Here is a 20,706-nt window from a genome sequence, read left to right as displayed (position 1 = left end):
ATTCTCTGGGTTTATTTTTTTTATTCAGAAACATAAAAGTTGAAAAGTAAGTCTTGAGGATAGTTTCCCCAACGGTCACCAAAAACAGTTAGACCACCGGCGTGTTTGGCGTTATTAGGTACAGCGATTTTAAAAGTGAAGAAATTACTGCTGTCTAAATCAATCGCATGTAAATTTTGATCTGAAATTTTTTCGCCATCTATCGAGGTATCAAATCGGTTGATTCGAATGTGTTTCAGTAAGCCATATTGACTAAACTCATCGATCCACCAATCTGGCGTTAAAGTACCGCGGACATCAGAAAAATTTCCAGGAACCGTGTAGGTACCAATACATTGGTCGTTGATATAAAAGTAAAGATCACTTGGCCAATAATTATTTGATATAGGAAATTCAGAAGCAATCTCCATACTTATTTCGAGAAGCTCGATTCTTTCGCCATTTTTTAAAGGATTGGGAATTTTGTATTCTAAAAAACCATTATTAAGCCAGATGATACCGGCATCGACTCTATCTTGATCAAGAAAAGATTTTGCGTCATCTAATGCCCCAATCAAGCGATCTTTAGTGGCCATTCCACAAGACGGCTCTGCTAAAAAGTCCGTAAAATGACCAATTTTTACGCTTAATGAAGTCAAGTTCATTTCGGGAAATACTTTTTCTGGAAAGTTTATATTGATAAAGTCTGTCTTTAAAGATAGGTATTTTTTTTTCCAATCCTTGCCGGTACCTTTTTCTAGTTTGATGAGTTGTGCAAGTTCTAATTTTTTTAAATGTTTTGTCATTAATGCATTGCTGATTGACAATTGATCAGCGATTTCACTGATACTTTTTCTACCACCACCGACAGCTTCTAAAATGGCCAATCTCGTTTCGTTTGCCAATGCTTCGTAAACTGTCAAAGAACTTTTTTTTAAGTTTAAATCCATAAAATTTTCACCTCATTATACTTTTTTGTTTATTCATAATTCTAATTTATTATATCACAATACGCTTGGTTTACAATATAGTTAAATGATTCATGCTTACAAAAACTTTGTTTAATTAGTATTGACAGCGCTTTATTTAAATGTTAACTTTACGTTATAAAGTGTAATGAAGATTCAAAAATGATTTTCGTGAAATGATTGTTTTGTTCGATTAACTTTTCGGTTAAATTAAAGGAGTGTAAAATATGAAAGCAAGTAAAGCAGCTATTTTTTTTGGAACAACTTTGGTATGTACTTTGGTATTAACTGCATGTGGTGGGAGTGGAAGTGGAAGCAAAACTTCGGAAATTCTATTGTGGTCGTCAACAACAGGTCCAGATGGTGAGAAAATAAAAAAAACAATTGATCAGTACAATGAAACCGATCCGGATTTTAAAGTAAAGTTGGTAAGTATGCAAGGAGATACATTTACTTCGAAACTTACTACAGCGGGTAAATCAGGTAAAGGTGTACCTGATTTGGCGTTGGTCGCGTCAGAAGCGCTTCCTACTTATAAAAATCAGGACATGTTAGATTCTTGGGATGAGATGATTGAAGGAACTGAGCTTGCTCGGTCAAACTATGTAGAAGCTGCTTGGGATACTGGTACTTTAGAAGATAGCCAATATGGAATTCCAGCAACAATGGGATCATGGGTCATGTATTACAACCAAGATCTTGTTGATAAGTACGTTCCGGGTGCATTGGACGATGGCATCGTCACTTACGAAGAAATCAATCAAGCTGGTGAAAAAGCTAAAGCTGATGGTGTATACAGTTTTGGATACACTTGGGGAATGCAGAATTACTCCAATCTTTATCAACAAATGGGCGGGCAGTGGCAAGATGAAGCAGGCAATATAAATATTAATAATGATTATTCATATAACACGGTTCAAGAGTTTAAAAATCTTTATGATGCGGGTTATATGGTTCCTGATGGGGAAGATGCCAATAAGCTATTTGCGAATCAACAATTGATTTTCCTACCAGAAGGGACTTGGATGCTAAGTAATATGGAAGAAATTAGTGATTTTGCTTGGGGAGAAACATTTACACCTCAATGGGACGCAGACAATATTCTTCAAGGTTCTGGTGTAGACCAGTTTGCGATGTTCAAGACAAAAGAAGAACGGTCTGAGGAAAAACAAACAGGAATGGTTGATTTTCTTACGTGGCTTCAAGCGAATCAGTTGGAATGGGTAAAATCAGGCGCTAATCCAACGTCGCTGGCCATGTTAGATAATGAAGAATACATCGAAATGCCGCAATCTTTTCTATTAAAAACTGAAAAAGGACAAGCGGCTGTTTCAGTAAATGCAGTGGACGGATTATCTTATATATTTGATGAATATGACAACCGATCATGGGATATGATTACTGGAAAAGCAGACATTCAAGAAACATTTGCGGAAATTCAAAAAGTTGTAGAAGAAAAAATGAAATAAGATGCTTTTAGGTGGTGACGCGAGAAAGGTACGCCAAAAGAGTTTGAAGTTTTCTTTTGGTGTTGCGAAGGCTAAGTCTTTCGTTGTCTATTCTTAGCAGGTCGCCACCTTTTTAGGTGTTCAATACAAATTTACTTAACGATGAAAGGATGTACTTAGAATGAGCAATCATAAAAAACGTAACGGTTGGCCTGTTTTATTTATAGGACCACATATGATTCTTTTCATTTTATTTTTTCTGATCCCTGCTGTCATTGGAATCTACGTCTCATTTACAGATTGGGATCTTTTCAGCTCGCCAGTGTTTGTTGGTTTAGATAACTTTAAAACAATTTTATTTGACCAAGATTCCCTTTACCACACCCAATTTTTTAATGGGATGAAAAATACATTGTTTTTTGCTGTTATTTCCGTGCCTCTTTGTATAGCGATACCATTGGTATTAGCTGTTGCATTGTCGACAAAACCAAGAATGATGCATTTCTTTCAATCGATACTTTATCTGCCGACTTTATTTGCTATATCGGCTGTCATGATTATTTGGGGATTTTTGCTGAGCAAATCATTTGGACCTATCAAAGAAGTCTTCGGTATAGATATCAATTTTGTTGGCACGCAACCATGGGCTTGGATAGCGATTCTCATTGTGACGATTTGGTGGACATTGGGTGGTAATTTAATTATTTATGTTGCTGCTTTGAACGGTGTTCCGAGAGAACAATTGGAGGCAGCGGAATTGGATGGGGCTAACAGCTGGATAAAATTCTTCCGTATTTCTTTGCCAAGTATTCGGAATCAACTTGTGTTTACGACGGTGATGACAACCATTGCCCAATTTAATATCTATGGACAACCGCTAATGTTGACCGGTGGCGGACCGAACAACTCTACAAGGGTGCTTATGATGTATATCCAAGAGAATGCATTTGGCAGTAGTTCCTCAGTGGCGGGTATGTCTTCGGCGATGGCTATTTTATTGGGTGTTGTGATCATGGCTGTTTCTGTGATTCAGTTTATGGTGATTAAAAAATTAGAAAGATAGGAGGATGAAAGATGAGAGAAAACAAAATAGGTAGAAGGATTGCTTTTATATTGTTGACCATTGTTTGTATTGTCTGGATTTTTCCATTGATTTGGGCTATTTTCACTTCTTTCAAATCGGACGCAGAAATTCAAAAACTAGGGTTTAGTCTGCTACCGCAAGAATGGACACTTTCAAACTTTAGCGGCTTACTGCAAGGGAATGATTCATCACCAGTTTTTCGATGGTTTTTAAATTCGATGGTTATTTCAACATCTCATACGGTGTTGGTTATGGTTATTGTATCTTTTGCTGCATATGGTTATACCAGATTAACATTTAAAGGCAGAGATTTGATCTTTGCGCTTTTGCTTGCAACGATGATGTTTCCAGGTGTTGTTAACTTGATACCAAATTTCAAGATAGTAGACACATTGGGGTGGACCAATACATTTTTGGCGGTCATCGTTCCGGGGGCAGCGGGTGTATACAATATTTTTTTGGTTCGTCAGTTTATCTTAGGAATTCCTAAAGAACTGGATGAGTCAGCTGTCATTGATGGTGCGAATGAGTTTCAGATTTTTTATCATATTATCTTACCACTAATCAAGCCAGTGCTTACAGTGGTTGCTTTGTTTAGTTTTACTGGGTCTTGGAATGATTTTCTTTGGCCTTCAATTGTTATGAGTGATATTGACATGTTGCCAATCACTCCTGGCTTGCAATTACTGCAAGGTCAATATATGACGTATCCTGGTGTAGGAACGGCGGGGGCCATTTTAGCGTTGATTCCAACTTTCTTGTTGTATTTAGTTGCGCAAAAGAGTTTTATGGAATCGATGTCATTGCAAAGTGGAATAAAATAAAATGATTTTTTATGGAGGTAAGTATGAACAGAACAGAATATCCAAGACCACAATTTGTCCGCGATGCGTGGATGAACTTAAATGGTGAATGGTTATTTATGTATGATGATGAAGATCAAGGTGTGCAAAATGGCTGGTTTGATGACCCAACGATCTATCAACAAACAATCAATGTACCATTTGTCTATCAAAGTGCAGAAAGTGGCATCGGTGACCGTACGCCCCATGACATTGTCTGGTATATGCGGGAATTTGAAGTGGCAGCCACTAAAGAAGAACGGGTTGTTCTGCATTTTGGTGCAGTCGACTATGAAGCGGATATTTATGTCAACGGACAGCATGTCAAAAACCACATTGGTGGACATACATCATTTGCTGTAGATATTACACATCAGCTGAATCCTGGAGACAAACAACGGGTATCCGTCCGTGCCTATGACCGTCATGATGATGAAAGTACCCCTCGCGGCAAACAATTCTGGGAAGCAGAATCAGCGGCGATTTGGTATACAAATTCTACAGGGATTTGGCAGACGGTCTGGTTAGAAGTGGTGCAAGACGTCCATTTGGCAAAAACGAAGTTGGTTCCTCGATTTGATGATGGGAAAATTGAAATCACTGCCGAAGTGAGTAAGATAGTCAGTGCATTAACTTTGGACTACAACATCACCTTTGGCAAGACAGATGTTGCCAAAGGATCTGTTTTGATCAATGAAGCGAAGGTCGTCTTGGATGTTGAATTATATCAAGAATATATCTTTAGAACGAACTTCCATAACAATGGTTGGTCTTGGACACCTGAAAATCCCCAGTTGTTCGATATTCAATTTACCCTCAAACAAAATGAGAAAACACTGGATACGATAAACAGTTATTTTGGGATGCGTAAGGTTCACACAGAAAATGGCATGGTCTACTTGAATAACAAACCATATTATCAAAAATTAGTCTTAGATCAAGGGTATTGGCCAAGCGGTTTGCTGACAGCACCGACAGATGAAGCGTTTCGCCAAGACATCTTGCTGGCAAAAGAAATGGGCTTCAATGGTTGCCGCAAACATCAGAAAACGGAAGACCCGCGCTTTTTATATTGGGCGGATAAACTGGGCTATCTGGTTTGGGGAGAATGTGCTGCGCCAGCGATTTATAATGAACGATCTGCCTCTCGCTTGATGCATGAATGGACGGAGATCGTAGATAGAGACAGCAACCACCCCTCAATTGTGACTTGGGTGCCAATCAACGAAAGTTGGGGTGTTCCTTTGATTGGTCATGATCGCCAACAGCAACATTTCTCACAAGCGATGTATCATTTTATCCATGCGTTAGATCCGAGTCGCTTGGTGATTTCAAATGATGGCTGGGCGATGACCGAAACCGATATTTGTGCGTTGCACAATTATGCGCATGGGACAGAAGAAGAGCCTGAGAAATACGCGTATTTCAAACGGTCCCTCAGCACAAGAGAAAATCTAGTGTCAAGAATGACTTCTGCTTGGCCTGTCTTCGCCAAAGACTTTGCTTATCAAGGTCAACCTATCCTATTGACTGAGTTTGGCGGCATCGGTTTTGATGTATCAGGACAACCCGGTTGGGGCTATACCTCAGCTGATAATGAAGCGGACTTTCTCAAAGATTATCAAAGAATCATGTCGGCTGTGTATCAATCAGTGGGATTATGGGGCTATTGTTACACGCAAATCACAGATGTGGAACAAGAAATCAATGGCTTGCTTACTTATGATCGCCAACCGAAAGTGCCATTGGCTGCAATCAAAAAAATCAATGATCAGTTTCATGTGCCTCAAGTCGATTAGCCATTCAAGAAGACAAAAAGGAGACGATGAATGAAGAAAAGGGGTTTTTTATTGGGTTTTATCGTTGCAACAACAATGAGCGTCAGTGGGTGTGGCAGCGGTGCGACTGAACACACGGTCGTGGATGACTTCACACCTATTATCGATAATGATGGCGCGGATCCGTGGGTGCTGCAGACAGATGATTTTTATTACTATACCAAAACAACAGGCAATAATTTGACACTTTGGCGTTCTAAACAATTGACGGATGTCGCAGTCGGAGAAGAAAAAGTCATTTGGGAAATGCCAGCAGGCCTCGAAAATATTTGGGCACCTGAACTTCATTATATAGAAGGGCAATGGATCGTCTATTTTGCCGCTAACAAGCCGTCAGAGACCCATCGGATGTATGCGTTGGTCAATAATCAGGCGGACCCATATTCTGAGGAGTGGGTTTTAGAAGAAATAGCGGGAATGGACGATAAATTTGCCATCGACGGGACAGTGCTGACACTAGGTGAGACCAACTATTTTATCTGGTCTGGTTGGGCGGGCTATGAGAACGTGGCCCAAGATATCTACATCGCAGAAATGACTTCTCCTACTTCGGTACGAGGAGAAAAGCAATTGCTCTCTGCACCTGAATATGACTGGGAAATGAAGCAAACGCCGTTGATCAATGAAGCGCCTCAGGTCATCATTAAAGAGCAAACGGTGAATCTCGTTTATTCTGCTAGTGGCAGTTGGGACAATGATTATGCGTTAGGATTGCTGACGATGGCGCTTGAGGATGATCCGTTAGTCAAAGACAATTGGACCAAGGAAACCGAGCCGATTTTCCAGCAAACAGACACAGTGTTTGGGCCTGGTCATAATGGATTTGCCAAATCCAAGGATGGCTCTGAGGACTGGCTGATCTATCATGCGGCACGTTGGAATCACTCAGGATGGCAACGTTCGATCCGTCTGCAAGCGTTTGACTGGGAAAATGATGGCAAAATCATAATCGACCAACCGCTAGATGAGTGGGAAACGCAGACACTACCGACGGGAGAAGCAAAGCGCTTGCGCTTGGCCGCTGTTGATGCCGAGAAAAAAGGCGACCTCACGATGGTTGATGATGAAACCGCCCTTTCGAAGCAGGCTGTTTCTGGATTTGAATCAACCAACGATCAGCTGATTTTTAAAGCTCAAATTGACAAAGCCGGTGCATATACTGTGATTGCTTATGTGAAAGCACCTGATTATCTGTCTTTATCAGCGCCGATCCAATTCAATATCAGCAACATGGATTCAGTGCATACCACCCAGATGCATCCATCTCAGTATTACCAACCAGTTCAAGTTCGACTATCATTGGCTGAAGGTGTAGAGGAAATCATCCTTGCATCTGAAATTGGCATTGATACTGTTCAAGTCGATCGCTTGGAAATTATTCAATTAGACGAGGAGTAACCATATGAAAATCGATCCAATGACACATCCGCGGCCTCAATTTATTCGTCGAGAGTGGACTTCTTTAGACGGAACATGGGCGTTTGCTTTTGATGATGAAAATATAGGCAAAAAAGAAAACTGGTTTCAAGGATTTGAACAGCAACAGGACATCAACGTGCCATTTACCTATGAAACCGAGGCTAGTGGTATTCACGATGAAAGTCATCACGCTGTTTTGTGGTATCAAAGAACATTTCAAGCCAACGCCGATCAACTGGTCACGCTACATTTTGAAGGGGTAGATTATGTAACAGAAGTTTGGGTCAATGGACAAAAAATAGGCCGGCATCAAGGTGCCTATAGCCGTTTTTCTTTCCTGATCGACAGTGAGTTACGTACGGGAGACAATCAGTTGGTCATCCGGGTAGAAGATTCATTGGCAAGTGATCAGCCGAGAGGAAAACAACGTTGGCTAAAAGATAATTTCGGGTGTTGGTATGTGCAAACGACTGGAATCTGGAAGTCGGTCTGGCTTGAAAACACACCTGTGTATTCTTTAGATAGCGTCAAAGTCACACCGGATTTGGATCATGATCAAATGATGTTTGAACCACAAGTGAGAAAACGAGGAAGTGACTCGACCTTGTTTGCAGATGACTTGTACGTAGAAATCACACTGCGCTTTAACGACGAGCTCGTCAGTAAATCAATCACTGCCCTGACCCATGACCATGCGCCGATCTATTTGGACACAAGGGTCCGAGAAGATGCTTGTTGGGGGACGAAAGTGTGGCATCCGCATCATCCGGATCTATATGATATCGAGTACAGATTGCTTGATCAAAATATGCAGGTCATCGATGAAGTGCGTAGTTATTGCGGGATGCGTAAAATCGCAATCGAAGAAGGACAAATTTTATTAAATAATGAAAAACTCTATCAACGTCTGATTTTAGACCAAGGGTATTGGCCAGAATCTGGCATTACACCGCCTTCAATCGAGGCAATGAAAATTGATGTAGAACGAGTGCTTGAAATGGGGTATAACGGAGTAAGAAAACATCAAAAAATTGAAGATGAGCGTTTCTTATACCTCTGTGATCAAATGGGCTTGCTGGTTTGGGTTGAAATGCCGTCAACGTATACCTTTAATGACACAGCAATCCGGAACCTGACCAAAGAATGGACATCCATTGTCTGGCAGCATTACAATCATCCATCGGTGATTACCTGGGTGCCTTTCAATGAATCGTGGGGTGTCAAAGGCATCCATTCGTTGCAAAAACCGCAGCAATTGACTGAGGGAATCTATCACTTGACCAAGTCTATCGATAGCATGCGTCCGGTGATTACCAATGATGGTTGGGAGCATACTGTTTCAGATATTTTGACGCTACATGATTATGAAGAAGTCGGGGCACTATTGAGCAAGCGTTATGCCGATAAAGAAGCGATTGTGACCAACCAGCAAATGTTCAATAATGATTGGTTTGCATTTGCCCATGGCTACCATTATCAAGGGCAACCAATCATGATTTCTGAATTTGGCGGGATTGCATTTACGACAGATTCTGATCAAGATTGGGGTTATGGCAAGCAAGTCAAAGATGAAGCGGCCTTTATGGCGAGATTTGATGCGATTCACCAAGCCATTCAAGATTTGCCGTATATCACCGGTTACTGCTATACGCAACTTACGGATGTCGAACAAGAGGTCAATGGTTTGCTCGATCCTCAAAGAGTATCTAAGGTGGATCTGACAGCAATCAAAACAATCAACCAGCGACGAACGAAATAATGATTTCCTATAACTGATAACGAGAGATAGACATAGATCCTTGTGGTGTATGTCTATTTTTTGTGGAACAAACATAGACTTTTTTCATCAGAACATTCTGTATGTCATCATGTATAATAGAGGAAAACATATTGAAAGAGGTGCCTGATGAATCAATCAAGTGAATCCATCCAATCATCCAATGGAAGGGATAGGCTATATGTCCAATCGTGGTTACCAGAGACCAAACCAGTTGGTGTGGTACAACTGATCCATGGTATGGTCGAACATATTGATCGATATCACGATTTTGCCACGTATCTTGTTTCTTTAGGGTATGCCGTGATCGGCCATGATCATGTGGGTCATGGCAAGACAGCTAGTAAGAAGGAGGCGTATGGTCATTTTGGCGACAAGTATGGTGCGCGCGTGTTGGTCGATGATTGTGCATTGGTGCATGACTTCGCTGCCGCACGTTTTCCAAACTGTCCTTACTTTATTTTGGGTCATAGTATGGGGTCGTTGGTTTTGCGCAACTATCTTTTCCGGCAACCCCGTCCTTTGAATGGCGCAATCATCATGGGGACAACCATGGAACCAGCTTTCTTAATGAAGAGCGGACAAATGGTGACGCGGTTGCTCGCACCATTTGCAACGTATCAATGGCCCTATCAACTGATGGACCAATTGGTGTTTGGCAAACATAATCAGCGATTCAAACCCAAAAGGACCACAAAGGATTGGTTATCCAGCGATACAGCGCAAGTCGATAGTTATTTGCAAGATCCCCAGACGCAGTTTCATTTTTCATTGTCTGCCTATCGTGATTTATTTGAACTGACGAAAACGGCTAGCAATCGCAAGCAACTTCACACGATTGATCGGCAGTTGCTGCTGCTCCTGATTTCCGGTGATCAAGATCCCGTCGGGCATTATGGGAAAAGTGTCCATCAGTTGGCCCACGAACTTGAAGAGAATACTGACATAACGGTGTATTTGCTAGAAAATGGCCGTCACGAAATTTTAAATGAGAAACGAAAAGAAGTGGTTTATAAAGAGATTGGGAAGTGGCTTTCAGTAAAACGCTATAATACCGAACGTTAGGAAATTGGTGGTTTTTTCTGAAAATTCCAATTCATTTTTTCTTTTAAGACTTCTTTCATTCTCGGATATCTGTTATAATTGTTTTCACATCTAACAATAAAGGAGAGATTTTTGTATGACTGTCTATAATTTTTCAGCTGGTCCTGCCGTATTACCCCGCACTGTATTGGAGAAAGCGCAATCCGAACTATTGGATTATCGTAACAGTGGGATGTCCGTGATGGAGCTGAGTCATCGATCCTCCTTATTTGAAGAAATCATTCAAGATGCTGAACGCTTGTTACGTGAATTGATGGCCATTCCAGATAATTACAAAGTGTTGTTCTTACAAGGTGGTGCCAGTTTACAATTCAGCGCGATTCCCCTCAACTTAGCGCGTCATAAGAAAGCCTTGTATGTCAACACTGGTTCTTGGTCGCAAAAAGCGATCGAAGCTGCTCAGGCGATTGAAGATGTTACGGTTGAAGTGATTGCATCTAGTGCGGACAAACAATTTACGTATATTCCAGACATCAGTACAAGTACGATTGACCAAGAAGCGGCGTATGTGCATATTACGACCAACAACACGATCGAAGGGACGGCTTTTCAGACGATTCCTGACACAGGGCGTGTGCCAATCGTGGCAGATATGTCTTCAAATATTTTAGCCAATGACTATCGAGTAACTGATTTTGGTGTAATCTACGCAGGCGCACAAAAGAATATTGGACCAGCGGGATTGACTGTCGTGATCATCAGAGATGATTTATTGAACGATGAAGCGATTTTTGCCCCAATGCTTGATTATCGCTTGCAAGCCAAAAATGATTCGTTATACAACACACCGCCAACCTATGCGATTTACATTGCCAAATTGGTCTTTGAATGGATCAAGGACTTGGGCGGTGTGACAGAAATTCTTGCACAAGACCGAAAAAAAGCAGGCTTGTTGTATCAAGCGATCGAAGACTCATCACTCTTTCGCAGTCCAGTAGCCGAAGACAGTCGTTCATTGACAAATATTCCATTTGTTACAGGTGATAAAGAACTGGATCGCCAATTCAATGAACAAGCGGTTAAAGCTGGTTTTGAGAATTTGAAAGGGCATCGTTCAGTCGGCGGCATGCGTGCAAGTCTCTACAATGCCTTCCCAATTGAGGGTGTTCAAGCGTTAGTGGCATTTATGCAATCATTCGAAGCGGAGGTCAAATAAATGTTCCAAATCAAAACATTCAATGCCATTGCTCCAGAAGGTTTAGCACGTTTAGAGCAAGAAAACTATGCAATCAATCAAAGTGATCAGCCACAAGGTATTTTGTTGCGGAGTCAAAAATTACATGATTACGATTTTCCTGAGAGTGTTCTAGGTGTTGCCCGTGCGGGTGCAGGCACCAATAATATTCCTGTTCAAGCATGTACCGAAAAAGGCATCGTTGTCTTTAATACACCAGGTGCCAATGCCAATGCGGTCAAAGAATTGGTTGTTGCCAGCTTATTGTTGAGTGTTCGCCCAATCATTCAAGGCGCACAGTGGGTGCAAACGTTACATGGCACCGATGTGGAAGAACAAGCAGAGGCCAACAAAAGCCAATTTGCTGGTACTGAATTAGAAGGCAAAAAGTTAGGAATCATAGGGTTAGGTTCAATTGGCGCAATGGTTGCCAATGATGCCTATCGTTTGGGAATGGAAGTTGTTGGATACGATCCGTATGTTTCTGTGGATACTGCTTGGACGATATCTCGTCGTGTGAAGCGGGCCAATGATATTGCGGAAGTATTTTCTACGTGTGATTTCATCACTGTCCACGTTCCTTTGATGGAAAATACACGCGGGTTGATCGGGGCTGCTGAAATCAGCAAAATGAAACCTACGACGAAGATCTTTAATTTTTCTCGTAAGGAAATCGTCGACACAGACGCGATTTTACAAGCATTGGCAGAAAACCGTTTGGCAGGGTACACGACTGATTTTGCGGATGAACAATTGCTTCATAACGAAAAAGTGTTAGTGTTACCGCATTTGGGCGCTTCGACAGAAGAAGCTGAAGTCAATTGTGCCAAAATGGCTGCGCGAACATTGAAGAAGTTTTTGGCATTTGGTACGATCAAACGATCTGTCAACTTTCCAACAGTGGAGATGGCCTTCAATTCACCGTATCGGATCACGATCATCAATCGCAATGTACCTAACATGCTAGGGCAAATTTCTTCAATCATTGCTGAGTGCGGCATCAATATCGACAATATGTTGAATCGCAGCCGGGATGATTTTGCTTATACATTAGTGGATGTTGCCTCGGACGATGAAGCATTATTAAAGGAATTAGCTGATAAATTGCGGGCCAATGAAAATATCGTCCGCGTGCGGGTGATCAAGAATCAGGAGGTGGGCTATTAATGGTCAAAGTCTATCCTTTTAAAGCCATTCGTCCACAAGCCGAATTGGCTGAACAAGTGGCAGAATTGCCTTACGATGTGGTAAATTCGCAAGAAGCAGCTGAATATGCAGCGGGTAACCCGTATAGTTATTTCCATATCGACCGTTCTGAAATTGATTTGCCAGGAATCGATCCCTATGATTCTCAGGTCTATCAAAAGGCAGCAGCCAATTTGACAGCGTTTCTTGAATCTGGCTGGTTATTGCAAGACGCGCAGCCTGCTTATTATTTGTATCAATTGACGATGGCAGGCCGCAGCCAGACAGGGCTGGTTGTTTGTACCTCGATCGACGATTATATCTCAGGAAAAATCAAAAAACATGAGTTTACCCGACCGGAAAAAGAAATCGATCGAATCAATCATGTCTTGGCCTGTGATGCCAATACAAGCCCGATTTTCCTTAGCTATCGACAGCCCGCATCCGTGAAAGAACAAATCGATGCATGGCAAGCAACGCATCAGCCGTTATATGACTTTAACAGTTACCATGATGTAGAGCATCGTGTTTGGTTGGTAGATGACCAAGGGTTCTTGGATACGGTCAGCAGCGCGTTTGCTGCAGTTGATGCTTTATATATCGCTGACGGACACCATCGGACCGAGTCTGCTGTCAAAGTGGGTTTGCAAAAACGTGAAGCTGGGCAAAGCAGTCAAGAAAGTGAACGGTTTTTGTCCATTCTATTTCCTGAAAATGAATTAGCGATTTGGGAGTATAACCGTGTCTTGCGTTATCCGGCACCGGAAAACTTTTTTGAATTACTAGCAAACCATTTCACCGTTACACGAACAGACGAAAAAAAACCAGCCCACGCTGGAACGATCCATTTATATATCGATCATCAATGGTGGGCACTGACAATCAAGTCTTCGTCGATTCCGACAGATGCAGTTGGCAGCTTGGATGTATCATTATTGCAGTCGTATGTGTTAGAAGCAATTTTTGGCATTGAAGATATTCGTACAGACAAAGGGATTGATTTTGTCGGCGGTATCCGAGGGCCAGAAGCCTTAGAGCGCTTGGTTGACAGTGGAGAGTGGTCATTGGCTTTTTCGATGTATCCAACACAGATGAGCGACTTGTTGGCTGTAGCAGATGCTGGTGAAATCATGCCGCCTAAATCAACATGGTTTGAACCAAAGCTCCTTAGTGGGTTGTTCTTGCATGATTTAGAAACCAAATAGAAGAACAGCTGCCTGAGCATGCACATTGCATTGCTGGGGCAGCTGTTCTTTTTTTGACAATCGTGTTTTTTATAAGAGGGTAGATAAGGTATCAATGATCAGACGACCATTCAAGACGGTCAATACGATCACACAAGTCCAACCCAAAATCGTTACCCATAATGGATTTTTGAAGCGACTGCCCATGATTTTCTTTGAACTGGTGAATAAGACCAAAGGGATCATGGAAACAGGCAATGCAACACTCAAAAAAACTTGCGAATAAATCAATAAGCTATCCAGTGACTGTTCATTGCCGCCAAAATAAATCGTACAAATCAACACAGGGATGACTGACAAGCTGCGGGTGATCAAACGTCTGGCCCAAGTTGGAATCTTCATGTGGATAAAGCCTTCCATCACCACTTGACCTGTAAGTGTGCCGGTAATCGTCGAGTTTTGACCAGAAGCCAACAGCGCAACAGCGAATAAGACGCTAAGTACAGGACTTGCAACGGCACCGGCAATGTTGGAATTTTGCAACGCATCAAAGAGAGCGGAGAAAGTACCGACATCTTCGCTATGGCCAAAAAAGAGCGCACTACCTAAAATCAACAACAAACAGTTGACTAGAAATGCTGCAGACAATTGAATGTTTGAATCCCAAGTGGCAAACCGGACTGCGGTCGCGACTTCTTCTTGGTCTTGACGGTCGATTTTTCTAGATTGCGAAATCGATGAATGCAAGTAAAGATTGTGAGGCATCACAGTTGCACCAACGATCCCTAGAGCCATAGTCAGTTGGCCGTGGTTGAGGACTGCTTTTTGCGGGATAAATCCTTGCAGGACGGCTGGGAGATTAGGTTGTGCGATGACAACTTCATAAAGAAAGACCAGCATAATCACCAAAATCAAGGTCATCACAATGGCTTCGATTTTTCTGAAGCCTAACTTCATTAAGAATAAAAGCAGCAACACATCAAATATCGTTAGGATGACCCCAACCAATAATGGGATACCGAATAACAGATTCAGCGCAATGGCACCGCCAATGACTTCAGCGATATCCGTTGCCATGATCGCTAATTCAGTAACGATCCATAAAATGAAGCCTAATCCTTTGCTGGTATGCTTGCGTGTGGCTTGTGCCAAATCCATTTGTGTAACGATACCAAGTTTTGCGGCCATATATTGTAAGAGCATGGCAATCAAACTGGAAATCAAAATCACAGAGAGCAGCAGATAGCCATATTCAGCTCCACCACCGATGGAGGTGATCCAATTGCCTGGATCCATGTAGCCGACAGCGACCAAAGCACCTGGGCCTGAAAAAGCCAATAAATTTCGCCAGAAATTGCCATTTTTGGGAACCGCAACTGTATTATTTATTTCTTCCAAGCTAGGGCCGTTGGCTGCTTGGATCATTTTTTTGTCTTCATTCATTTTTTCACACCCTATCTTTTTAGGTACACCTAAATTCAAACCTATTGTATTCCTCATTTATGTAATTTTCAAGAGAAAATACTTGAAAAGATAAGAGTTATCGAAATCAACTGTGTGAACATCAAACACAAAAAAACCACACAGCATCACTGTGTGGTTTGGTGTATCGATTAATCGGCGCGTAATGCGATCGCCGCATCTTTTTTGGCTGCCATTTTTGCTGGAATGTGACCACCGATCATTGTCAAAACAGTGCTGACAACAATGAGGATCAATCCGTGCAATGGATTCAATTGCGCAACGTTTTCTAAATCCGTCATATTATATAATACAGCATTGATTGGGAAGGTAGTTAACCAAGCAATGAAGACACCTAATGCACCAGAGGCAATCCCTAAAATACAAGTTTCTGCATCGAAGACGCGGGTGATGTCTTTTTTGCGGGCACCCAGTGCTTTCAAGACCCCGATTTCTTTGGTTCGTTCAAGGACTGAAGTATAAGTAATGATCCCGATCATGATCATGCTTGTCACTAGTGAAATACCAGCGAAAGCAATCAACACATAAGTGATCGCATCCATTAATCCACCGGTTAATTGGGTCATTGTTCCTGCTAGATCAGAGTAAACGATTTGATCTTCACTGTCTTTGCCTTCATTGTAAGCATCCAAATAATCCAAGATTTCTTCTTTGGCAGTAAAGTCATTTGGATAAATCATGATGCTGTTTGGCAAGTTGCTGCCACCTAAGTAGGCAATCAAGGAGTCCTTCGTGCTATCATCAACTGGTTCGTTGGTCATCACGTTGGTATCACTATCTTCTTGCGCTTGTACGATCGCTGAATCTTGATTTTCTTTGATCACTTCTTGTGCCAAAGCATCGCTATATGCAATCCCTGTTGAAAGCAAGTTCATCGTAGAATTTTGTTTGATTCGTAAAATCCCGCTGATCGTTAATTCTTTGTTGCTGTTGTTTTCAAATACGTCATCTAAATCTTGATTTGGAATAAAGTTGCCTGTCGGTAATTCTGTGTAATAGGCATCATTTGAAGCCAAAGTGATTTTCGTGCCGACAACATCGTTAAAATTCACGGTATCTCCGTCTTCGATGTCAAAACCAAGATTGATCAGTGCATTGACATTGGTTACGTTGTTCTCATCAACGATCAATACCACATCTGTATTTGTACTTGGATAGCTGCCATCTAATAGATCATAGTTGTCTTCTAAGAAGTTGCCATTCTCGTCAGACAATTGTTCTGGAAATGTTGAGACACCAATTCCTGTTGAAGCACTCATCGCACTCATCATCGCATTTGTTTGTTCATTGTCTGCAGAAGCATTCGAGAAACTCACTTGCTCCACTGTATCGTCGATTTTGCGGAACAAATTCAATGAAGTGGAGCGAGTATACCCAATATTGTTGCTTAATTCAGGATCAATGTCATTGATATAATCAATAAAGTCTTGATCGATATTGTTGATATGAGTGGCACGATCGGTATCACTTAACTTCGCTGTGATTTCTTTATCTGAAGGGAATTCTTCTTTTTGTGTTCTAGTGATCGCTGTTGGGTCTTGTTCAGTCGCAACTTGTGAAATCGTAATCGGGAACCGTGACAGTGTCTCAGATTGGGTATCATCGATTTGTTTTTGAAAACCAGTCGACAAGGCTAAGACAATGGCAATGCCGATAATCCCGATACTTGATGCAAAAGCAGTCAAGAATGTCCGACCTTTTTTGGTTCGAATATTATTGAAAGACAACCGCAAAGCTGTCATGAAACTCATTTTGGTATGTTTTAGTTGGAATTGGTCTTTCTTTTGGCCTTCGATATGAGGATTAGAATCATGAACGATTTGACCGTCTTTGAATTCAATGATGCGTCCAGCATATTTGTTGGCCAATTCAGGGTTATGGGTCACCATGATGACTAGTTTTTCTTTTGATAATTCTTGGATCAGTTCCATGATTTGGACACTGGTTTCTGAATCAAGGGCACCTGTAGGTTCATCACACAATAAAATATCCGGATCGTTGGCCAATGCCCGTGCAATTGCCACCCGCTGCATTTGTCCACCAGAAAGCTGATTGGGCTTTTTGTGCATATGATCTGCAAGACCCACACGCGTCAGTGCGTCTGTTGCTTTGGCTCTTTTCTCTTCTTTCGAAACACCGCTTAGGGTCATCCCTAGTTCAACATTATCGATGATGCCTAGATGACTGATCAAGTTATAGCTTTGAAAGACAAATCCGATGGAGTTGTTTCGATAGGCATCCCAGTCACGGTCTTTGAAAGATTTGGTTGATTTGCCATTGATGACCATATCACCAGAATCGTAATTGTCCAGACCACCGATCACATTGAGCATCGTTGTTTTACCAGAACCGCTTGGCCCCAAAATAGCCACGAATTCTTGTTTACGGAAAGAAACGGATACACCGTCTAACGCCTTGGTCGTACTAGCGCCGACCGTATAATACTTTTTGATATCTTTTAATTCTAACATGCTGTCACTCTTTTCTTGCTGTTTTCACAACTTTTTTCATCCTGTATCCACGCTATCACAATGGTTAACAAAAATCAACGATTATCATTGTTTAATTGAAAGGTTTATACTAAACTAAAGATAGAAGAGAGGGAGTCACATGGAGAAGCAACAAGGGAAATTCAATATAGCGGTGTTTGCAGAAATTTTTTCTTTAATGGGGAACATATTATTTGAAGAAATCGGGTTAGAAGATTTAAAATTGACCAAAATGGAAATGTTGGAGCTTGTGATCGTTTCTAGTAACGAAGGATTGACGATGTCCGAACTGGCACAACAAATCGGCACGTCAAAGGTCCAGATCAGTCGGTCGATCTCTCGGTTAGAAAAAGAGGGGTTTGTCCATAGAGAAACCAATGGGATGAATCGGCGTAACGTGAATGTCTATCTAGATGAAGCAGGCAAGCAATTATTCATTCAGAAGAAACAGCAAGTAGAGGATCGATTAAATAGCAAAGCGGCGGAGATGTCTCAGGAAGATTATGCGCAATTGACAGCTTCTTTGAGCGCGTCTGTTCGTTTGTTGCGTAAATATAAAATTCTTAAGGATGTCTAGTTCGACTATTTTTTATAGATAAGGGAGTAAAGCAATCGATTGCTCTTTGATTACAACATGATGGAATATAATGTTTTTAATCGTTTGATTATAGAGGTGAATTCAAAGCAATCGGTTGCGTTTACCTCTTGTTTTCGTGGCCTCTTTGTGGGACAATAGAAGCAACAACGCAATCCAAAGGAGACTACTATGAATACAACTGCTATTTACCATCGCCCTGAAAGCGAATTTGCCTATCTTTACGAAAAAGATCAAATGCATATTCGCTTGCGTACTGCCCGTCAAGATATCCGTCATGTCCAATTGCTGTGCGGCGATCCGTACACATTGTTTAAAGAAGCATGGTATCAAACGAAAATCCCCATGGAAAAAGTACTATCTACCGACTTGCACGATTACTGGCAAGTAGCCGTCGGTGCAGAGTTCCGTCGATTATCCTATGGGTTTTCCCTGGAAAGCTTTGATGGCTTGCATGTGTTTTATGGTGACCACGGTGTATATCCATTTGAACAACAATATTTAGAAATGAACAACAACTATTTTCGGATGCCGTATTTCCAAGATGCCGATCGTTTTAAAGTGCCTGAGTGGGCCAAAGAAACAGTCTGGTATCAAATTTTTCCAGAACGCTTTGCCAATGGAGATCCATCAAATGACCCTGAAGGCGTTCTGCCATGGGGGTCTAAAAATCCCGATCGTCAAGATTTCTTTGGTGGCGATTTACAAGGTGTCATTGATCATCTGGATTACTTAGTGGATCTGGGAATCAACGGGATTTACTTCTGCCCGATTTTTGAGGCCTATTCGAATCACAAGTATGACACGATTGATTACTTGGCGATCGATCCGGCCTTTGGGGACAACGATACATTCAAGCGTTTGGTGGATGAATGCCACAAACGCGGCATCAAGGTGATGTTAGATGCAGTTTTCAATCATATGGGTGATACGTCTCATCAATGGTTAGATGTCATCGAAAATGGCCAAGATTCTCCGTTTGCGGACTGGTTCCATATCAATGAATTCCCTGTGGATTATAAAGAAGGAGAAAACTTTGAAGATGCCTATGACATCACTTACGATGTCTTTGCGTTTACGCCACATATGCCAAAATTAAACACGGAGAATCCTGATGTTCAAGCCTATTTATTGAATATTGCCCGTTACTGGATAGAAGAATTTGATATTGATGCATGGCGTTTAGATGTTGCAAATGAAGTCAGTCACACATTTTGGAAAAAATTCCGCCAAGTTTGCGACAATGCCAAAAAAGACTTTTATATTCTTGGTGAGATTTGGCATTCTTCCCAAAGCTGGCTGCAAGGGGATGAATTCCATGCTGTCATGAACTATGCTTATACCGATGCAATTATTGAGTATTTTGTGAAAAATGAAATCTCTATGACCAAAATGGTCTCTGAGTTGAATAATCAATTGATGTTATATCGCGAACAAACCAATCAAGTTCAATTCAATATCTTAGATTCCCATGATACCCCACGGATCTTGACGTTGGCGCAAGGAGACAAAGACTTGATGCGCCAAGTGATGGCCTTTATGTACTTGCAACAAGGTGTGCCGTGTTTGTATTATGGCGATGAGATCGGGTTGACCGGTGATATGGATCCTGATTGCCGGAAATGTATGATATGGGAAGAAGAAAAGCAAGACCGAGATTTGCTGCAGTTTACAAAAAATCTGATCAGTATTCGCAAAGAAAATCAAAAGGTGCTTTCTGAAGGTGTCATGCATTGGAATTGGGTGTCAGAAGATGACGGGCTGATTATTTTTGAAAGAGAGTTAGAGGCGCAGCGAGTGATTGGTATCTTTAATACAGGCGACGAACAAATTACATTATCGAAACCAGAAAATGTGCTGTTGCAGCAATTTATGCAAGAGGAAGAAGAAGTGATTGTGATCGATAAAAAAGGATTTGTGATCGCCAAAGCCGATCAAGAGGATATGATTGAAAAAGAATAAACTAAAAATGAGGCAAGATTCGCTAAGAATCTTGCCTCATTCAAGTTATTGGGTTTTTTTAATTTCCCCATGCACGTTGGAAAGAATCTTCCCCAAAATTCCTTCTGGGCACATTATAGCCTATAACATATGAATGTGACAAATAATATCTTTTCAAAAAAGTGTCGTTTTATGAA

At 41.4% G+C, this 20,706-nt stretch carries 15 protein-coding genes; 12 read left to right on the top strand and 3 right to left on the bottom strand.

The annotated features are described in order from the left end of the window. Window positions 1–20: 20 nt before the first annotated feature. A complete protein-coding gene (locus tag A5886_RS13355; protein ID WP_086275583.1) occupies window positions 21–929 on the bottom strand; it encodes an ArsR/SmtB family transcription factor in 909 nt (302 codons plus the stop codon). A gap of 245 nt (window positions 930–1,174) precedes the next feature. Between A5886_RS13355 and A5886_RS13350 the strand changes: the two genes are divergently transcribed. The 10 genes from A5886_RS13350 (at window position 1,175) to A5886_RS13305 (ending at window position 14,023) form a co-directional block, all read left to right on the top strand. Further along, the gene (locus tag A5886_RS13350; protein WP_086275582.1) at window positions 1,175–2,416 is read left to right on the top strand and encodes an extracellular solute-binding protein; all 1,242 of its coding nucleotides are present in this window, start codon (window positions 1,175–1,177) and stop codon (window positions 2,414–2,416) included. 160 nt (window positions 2,417–2,576) lie between these two features. Continuing rightward, window positions 2,577–3,458, top strand: a complete 882-nt coding sequence (locus A5886_RS13345; protein ID WP_086275581.1) for a carbohydrate ABC transporter permease — start codon at window positions 2,577–2,579, stop codon at window positions 3,456–3,458. Window positions 3,459–3,469: 11 nt separating this feature from the next. Beyond that, window positions 3,470–4,303: a carbohydrate ABC transporter permease gene (locus tag A5886_RS13340; RefSeq protein WP_086275580.1), complete on the top strand. Its 834-nt coding sequence runs from the start codon at window positions 3,470–3,472 to the stop codon at window positions 4,301–4,303. Window positions 4,304–4,326: 23 nt separating this feature from the next. Further along, window positions 4,327–6,120, top strand: a complete 1,794-nt coding sequence (locus tag A5886_RS13335; protein ID WP_086275579.1) for a glycoside hydrolase family 2 protein — start codon at window positions 4,327–4,329, stop codon at window positions 6,118–6,120. Between the two features lie 30 nt (window positions 6,121–6,150). Then, on the top strand, window positions 6,151–7,557 hold the full coding sequence (locus A5886_RS13330) for a glycoside hydrolase family 43 protein (RefSeq protein ID WP_086275578.1): 1,407 nt from the start codon (window positions 6,151–6,153) through the stop codon (window positions 7,555–7,557). 4 nt (window positions 7,558–7,561) lie between these two features. Further along, on the top strand, window positions 7,562–9,337 hold the full coding sequence (locus tag A5886_RS13325; protein ID WP_218776644.1) for a glycoside hydrolase family 2 protein: 1,776 nt from the start codon (window positions 7,562–7,564) through the stop codon (window positions 9,335–9,337). Window positions 9,338–9,484: 147 nt separating this feature from the next. After that, the gene (locus tag A5886_RS13320) at window positions 9,485–10,420 is read left to right on the top strand and encodes an alpha/beta fold hydrolase (RefSeq protein ID WP_086275577.1); all 936 of its coding nucleotides are present in this window, start codon (window positions 9,485–9,487) and stop codon (window positions 10,418–10,420) included. Window positions 10,421–10,535: 115 nt separating this feature from the next. Continuing rightward, complete coding sequence (gene serC, locus A5886_RS13315) at window positions 10,536–11,615, top strand: 3-phosphoserine/phosphohydroxythreonine transaminase (protein ID WP_086275576.1); 1,080 nt, start codon at window positions 10,536–10,538, stop codon at window positions 11,613–11,615. After that, complete coding sequence (locus A5886_RS13310) at window positions 11,616–12,800, top strand: phosphoglycerate dehydrogenase (RefSeq protein ID WP_086275575.1); 1,185 nt, start codon at window positions 11,616–11,618, stop codon at window positions 12,798–12,800. Beyond that, window positions 12,800–14,023, top strand: a complete 1,224-nt coding sequence (locus A5886_RS13305; RefSeq protein ID WP_086275574.1) for a DUF1015 domain-containing protein — start codon at window positions 12,800–12,802, stop codon at window positions 14,021–14,023. Before A5886_RS13310 ends, A5886_RS13305 begins: the two co-directional genes overlap by 1 nt. Window positions 14,024–14,092: 69 nt before the next feature. Here the strand turns inward: A5886_RS13305 and A5886_RS13300 are convergent, their stop codons facing one another. Together A5886_RS13300 and A5886_RS13295 are read right to left on the bottom strand one after the other, a co-directional pair. Then, window positions 14,093–15,445: an Nramp family divalent metal transporter gene (locus A5886_RS13300; RefSeq protein WP_086275573.1), complete on the bottom strand. Its 1,353-nt coding sequence runs from the start codon at window positions 15,443–15,445 to the stop codon at window positions 14,093–14,095. Between the two features lie 170 nt (window positions 15,446–15,615). Then, window positions 15,616–17,955: an ABC transporter ATP-binding protein/permease gene (locus tag A5886_RS13295; protein ID WP_086275572.1), complete on the bottom strand. Its 2,340-nt coding sequence runs from the start codon at window positions 17,953–17,955 to the stop codon at window positions 15,616–15,618. Window positions 17,956–18,094: 139 nt separating this feature from the next. On the opposite strand from A5886_RS13295, the gene A5886_RS13290 reads away from it, so the two are divergent. Next, on the top strand, window positions 18,095–18,550 hold the full coding sequence (locus A5886_RS13290) for a MarR family winged helix-turn-helix transcriptional regulator (protein ID WP_086275571.1): 456 nt from the start codon (window positions 18,095–18,097) through the stop codon (window positions 18,548–18,550). Between the two features lie 189 nt (window positions 18,551–18,739). After that, window positions 18,740–20,530, top strand: coding sequence for a glycoside hydrolase family 13 protein (locus A5886_RS13285; protein ID WP_086275570.1), 1,791 nt, complete (start codon window positions 18,740–18,742; stop codon window positions 20,528–20,530). The last annotated feature ends 176 nt before the right edge of the window (window positions 20,531–20,706 follow it).

It is taken from the genome of Candidatus Enterococcus testudinis (assembly GCF_002140915.1).
GTDB classification, from domain to species: Bacteria; Bacillota; Bacilli; order Lactobacillales; family Enterococcaceae; genus Enterococcus_D; species Enterococcus_D testudinis.
The sequence above is the reverse complement of the archived record's forward strand: the minus strand, read 5'-3'. Positions and strand labels throughout refer to the sequence as shown.

Excerpts from the sequence above, each read along its gene's own strand:
- A5886_RS13350 (WP_086275582.1), top strand. The coding sequence starts at position 1,175 with ATGAAAGCAAGTAAAGCAGCTATTTTTTTTGGAACAACTTTGGTATGT.
- A5886_RS13305 (WP_086275574.1), top strand. The coding sequence starts at position 12,800 with ATGGTCAAAGTCTATCCTTTTAAAGCCATTCGTCCACAAGCCGAATTG.
- A5886_RS13340 (WP_086275580.1), top strand. The coding sequence starts at position 3,470 with ATGAGAGAAAACAAAATAGGTAGAAGGATTGCTTTTATATTGTTGACC.
- A5886_RS13285 (WP_086275570.1), top strand. The coding sequence starts at position 18,740 with ATGAATACAACTGCTATTTACCATCGCCCTGAAAGCGAATTTGCCTAT.
- A5886_RS13330 (WP_086275578.1), top strand. The coding sequence starts at position 6,151 with ATGAAGAAAAGGGGTTTTTTATTGGGTTTTATCGTTGCAACAACAATG.
- A5886_RS13355 (WP_086275583.1), bottom strand. The coding sequence starts at position 929 with ATGGATTTAAACTTAAAAAAAAGTTCTTTGACAGTTTACGAAGCATTG.
- A5886_RS13300 (WP_086275573.1), bottom strand. The coding sequence starts at position 15,445 with ATGAATGAAGACAAAAAAATGATCCAAGCAGCCAACGGCCCTAGCTTG.
- A5886_RS13290 (WP_086275571.1), top strand. The coding sequence starts at position 18,095 with ATGGAGAAGCAACAAGGGAAATTCAATATAGCGGTGTTTGCAGAAATT.
- A5886_RS13325 (WP_218776644.1), top strand. The coding sequence starts at position 7,562 with ATGAAAATCGATCCAATGACACATCCGCGGCCTCAATTTATTCGTCGA.
- serC (WP_086275576.1), top strand. The coding sequence starts at position 10,536 with ATGACTGTCTATAATTTTTCAGCTGGTCCTGCCGTATTACCCCGCACT.
- A5886_RS13295 (WP_086275572.1), bottom strand. The coding sequence starts at position 17,955 with ATGTTAGAATTAAAAGATATCAAAAAGTATTATACGGTCGGCGCTAGT.
- A5886_RS13345 (WP_086275581.1), top strand. The coding sequence starts at position 2,577 with ATGAGCAATCATAAAAAACGTAACGGTTGGCCTGTTTTATTTATAGGA.
- A5886_RS13310 (WP_086275575.1), top strand. The coding sequence starts at position 11,616 with ATGTTCCAAATCAAAACATTCAATGCCATTGCTCCAGAAGGTTTAGCA.
- A5886_RS13335 (WP_086275579.1), top strand. The coding sequence starts at position 4,327 with ATGAACAGAACAGAATATCCAAGACCACAATTTGTCCGCGATGCGTGG.
- A5886_RS13320 (WP_086275577.1), top strand. The coding sequence starts at position 9,485 with ATGAATCAATCAAGTGAATCCATCCAATCATCCAATGGAAGGGATAGG.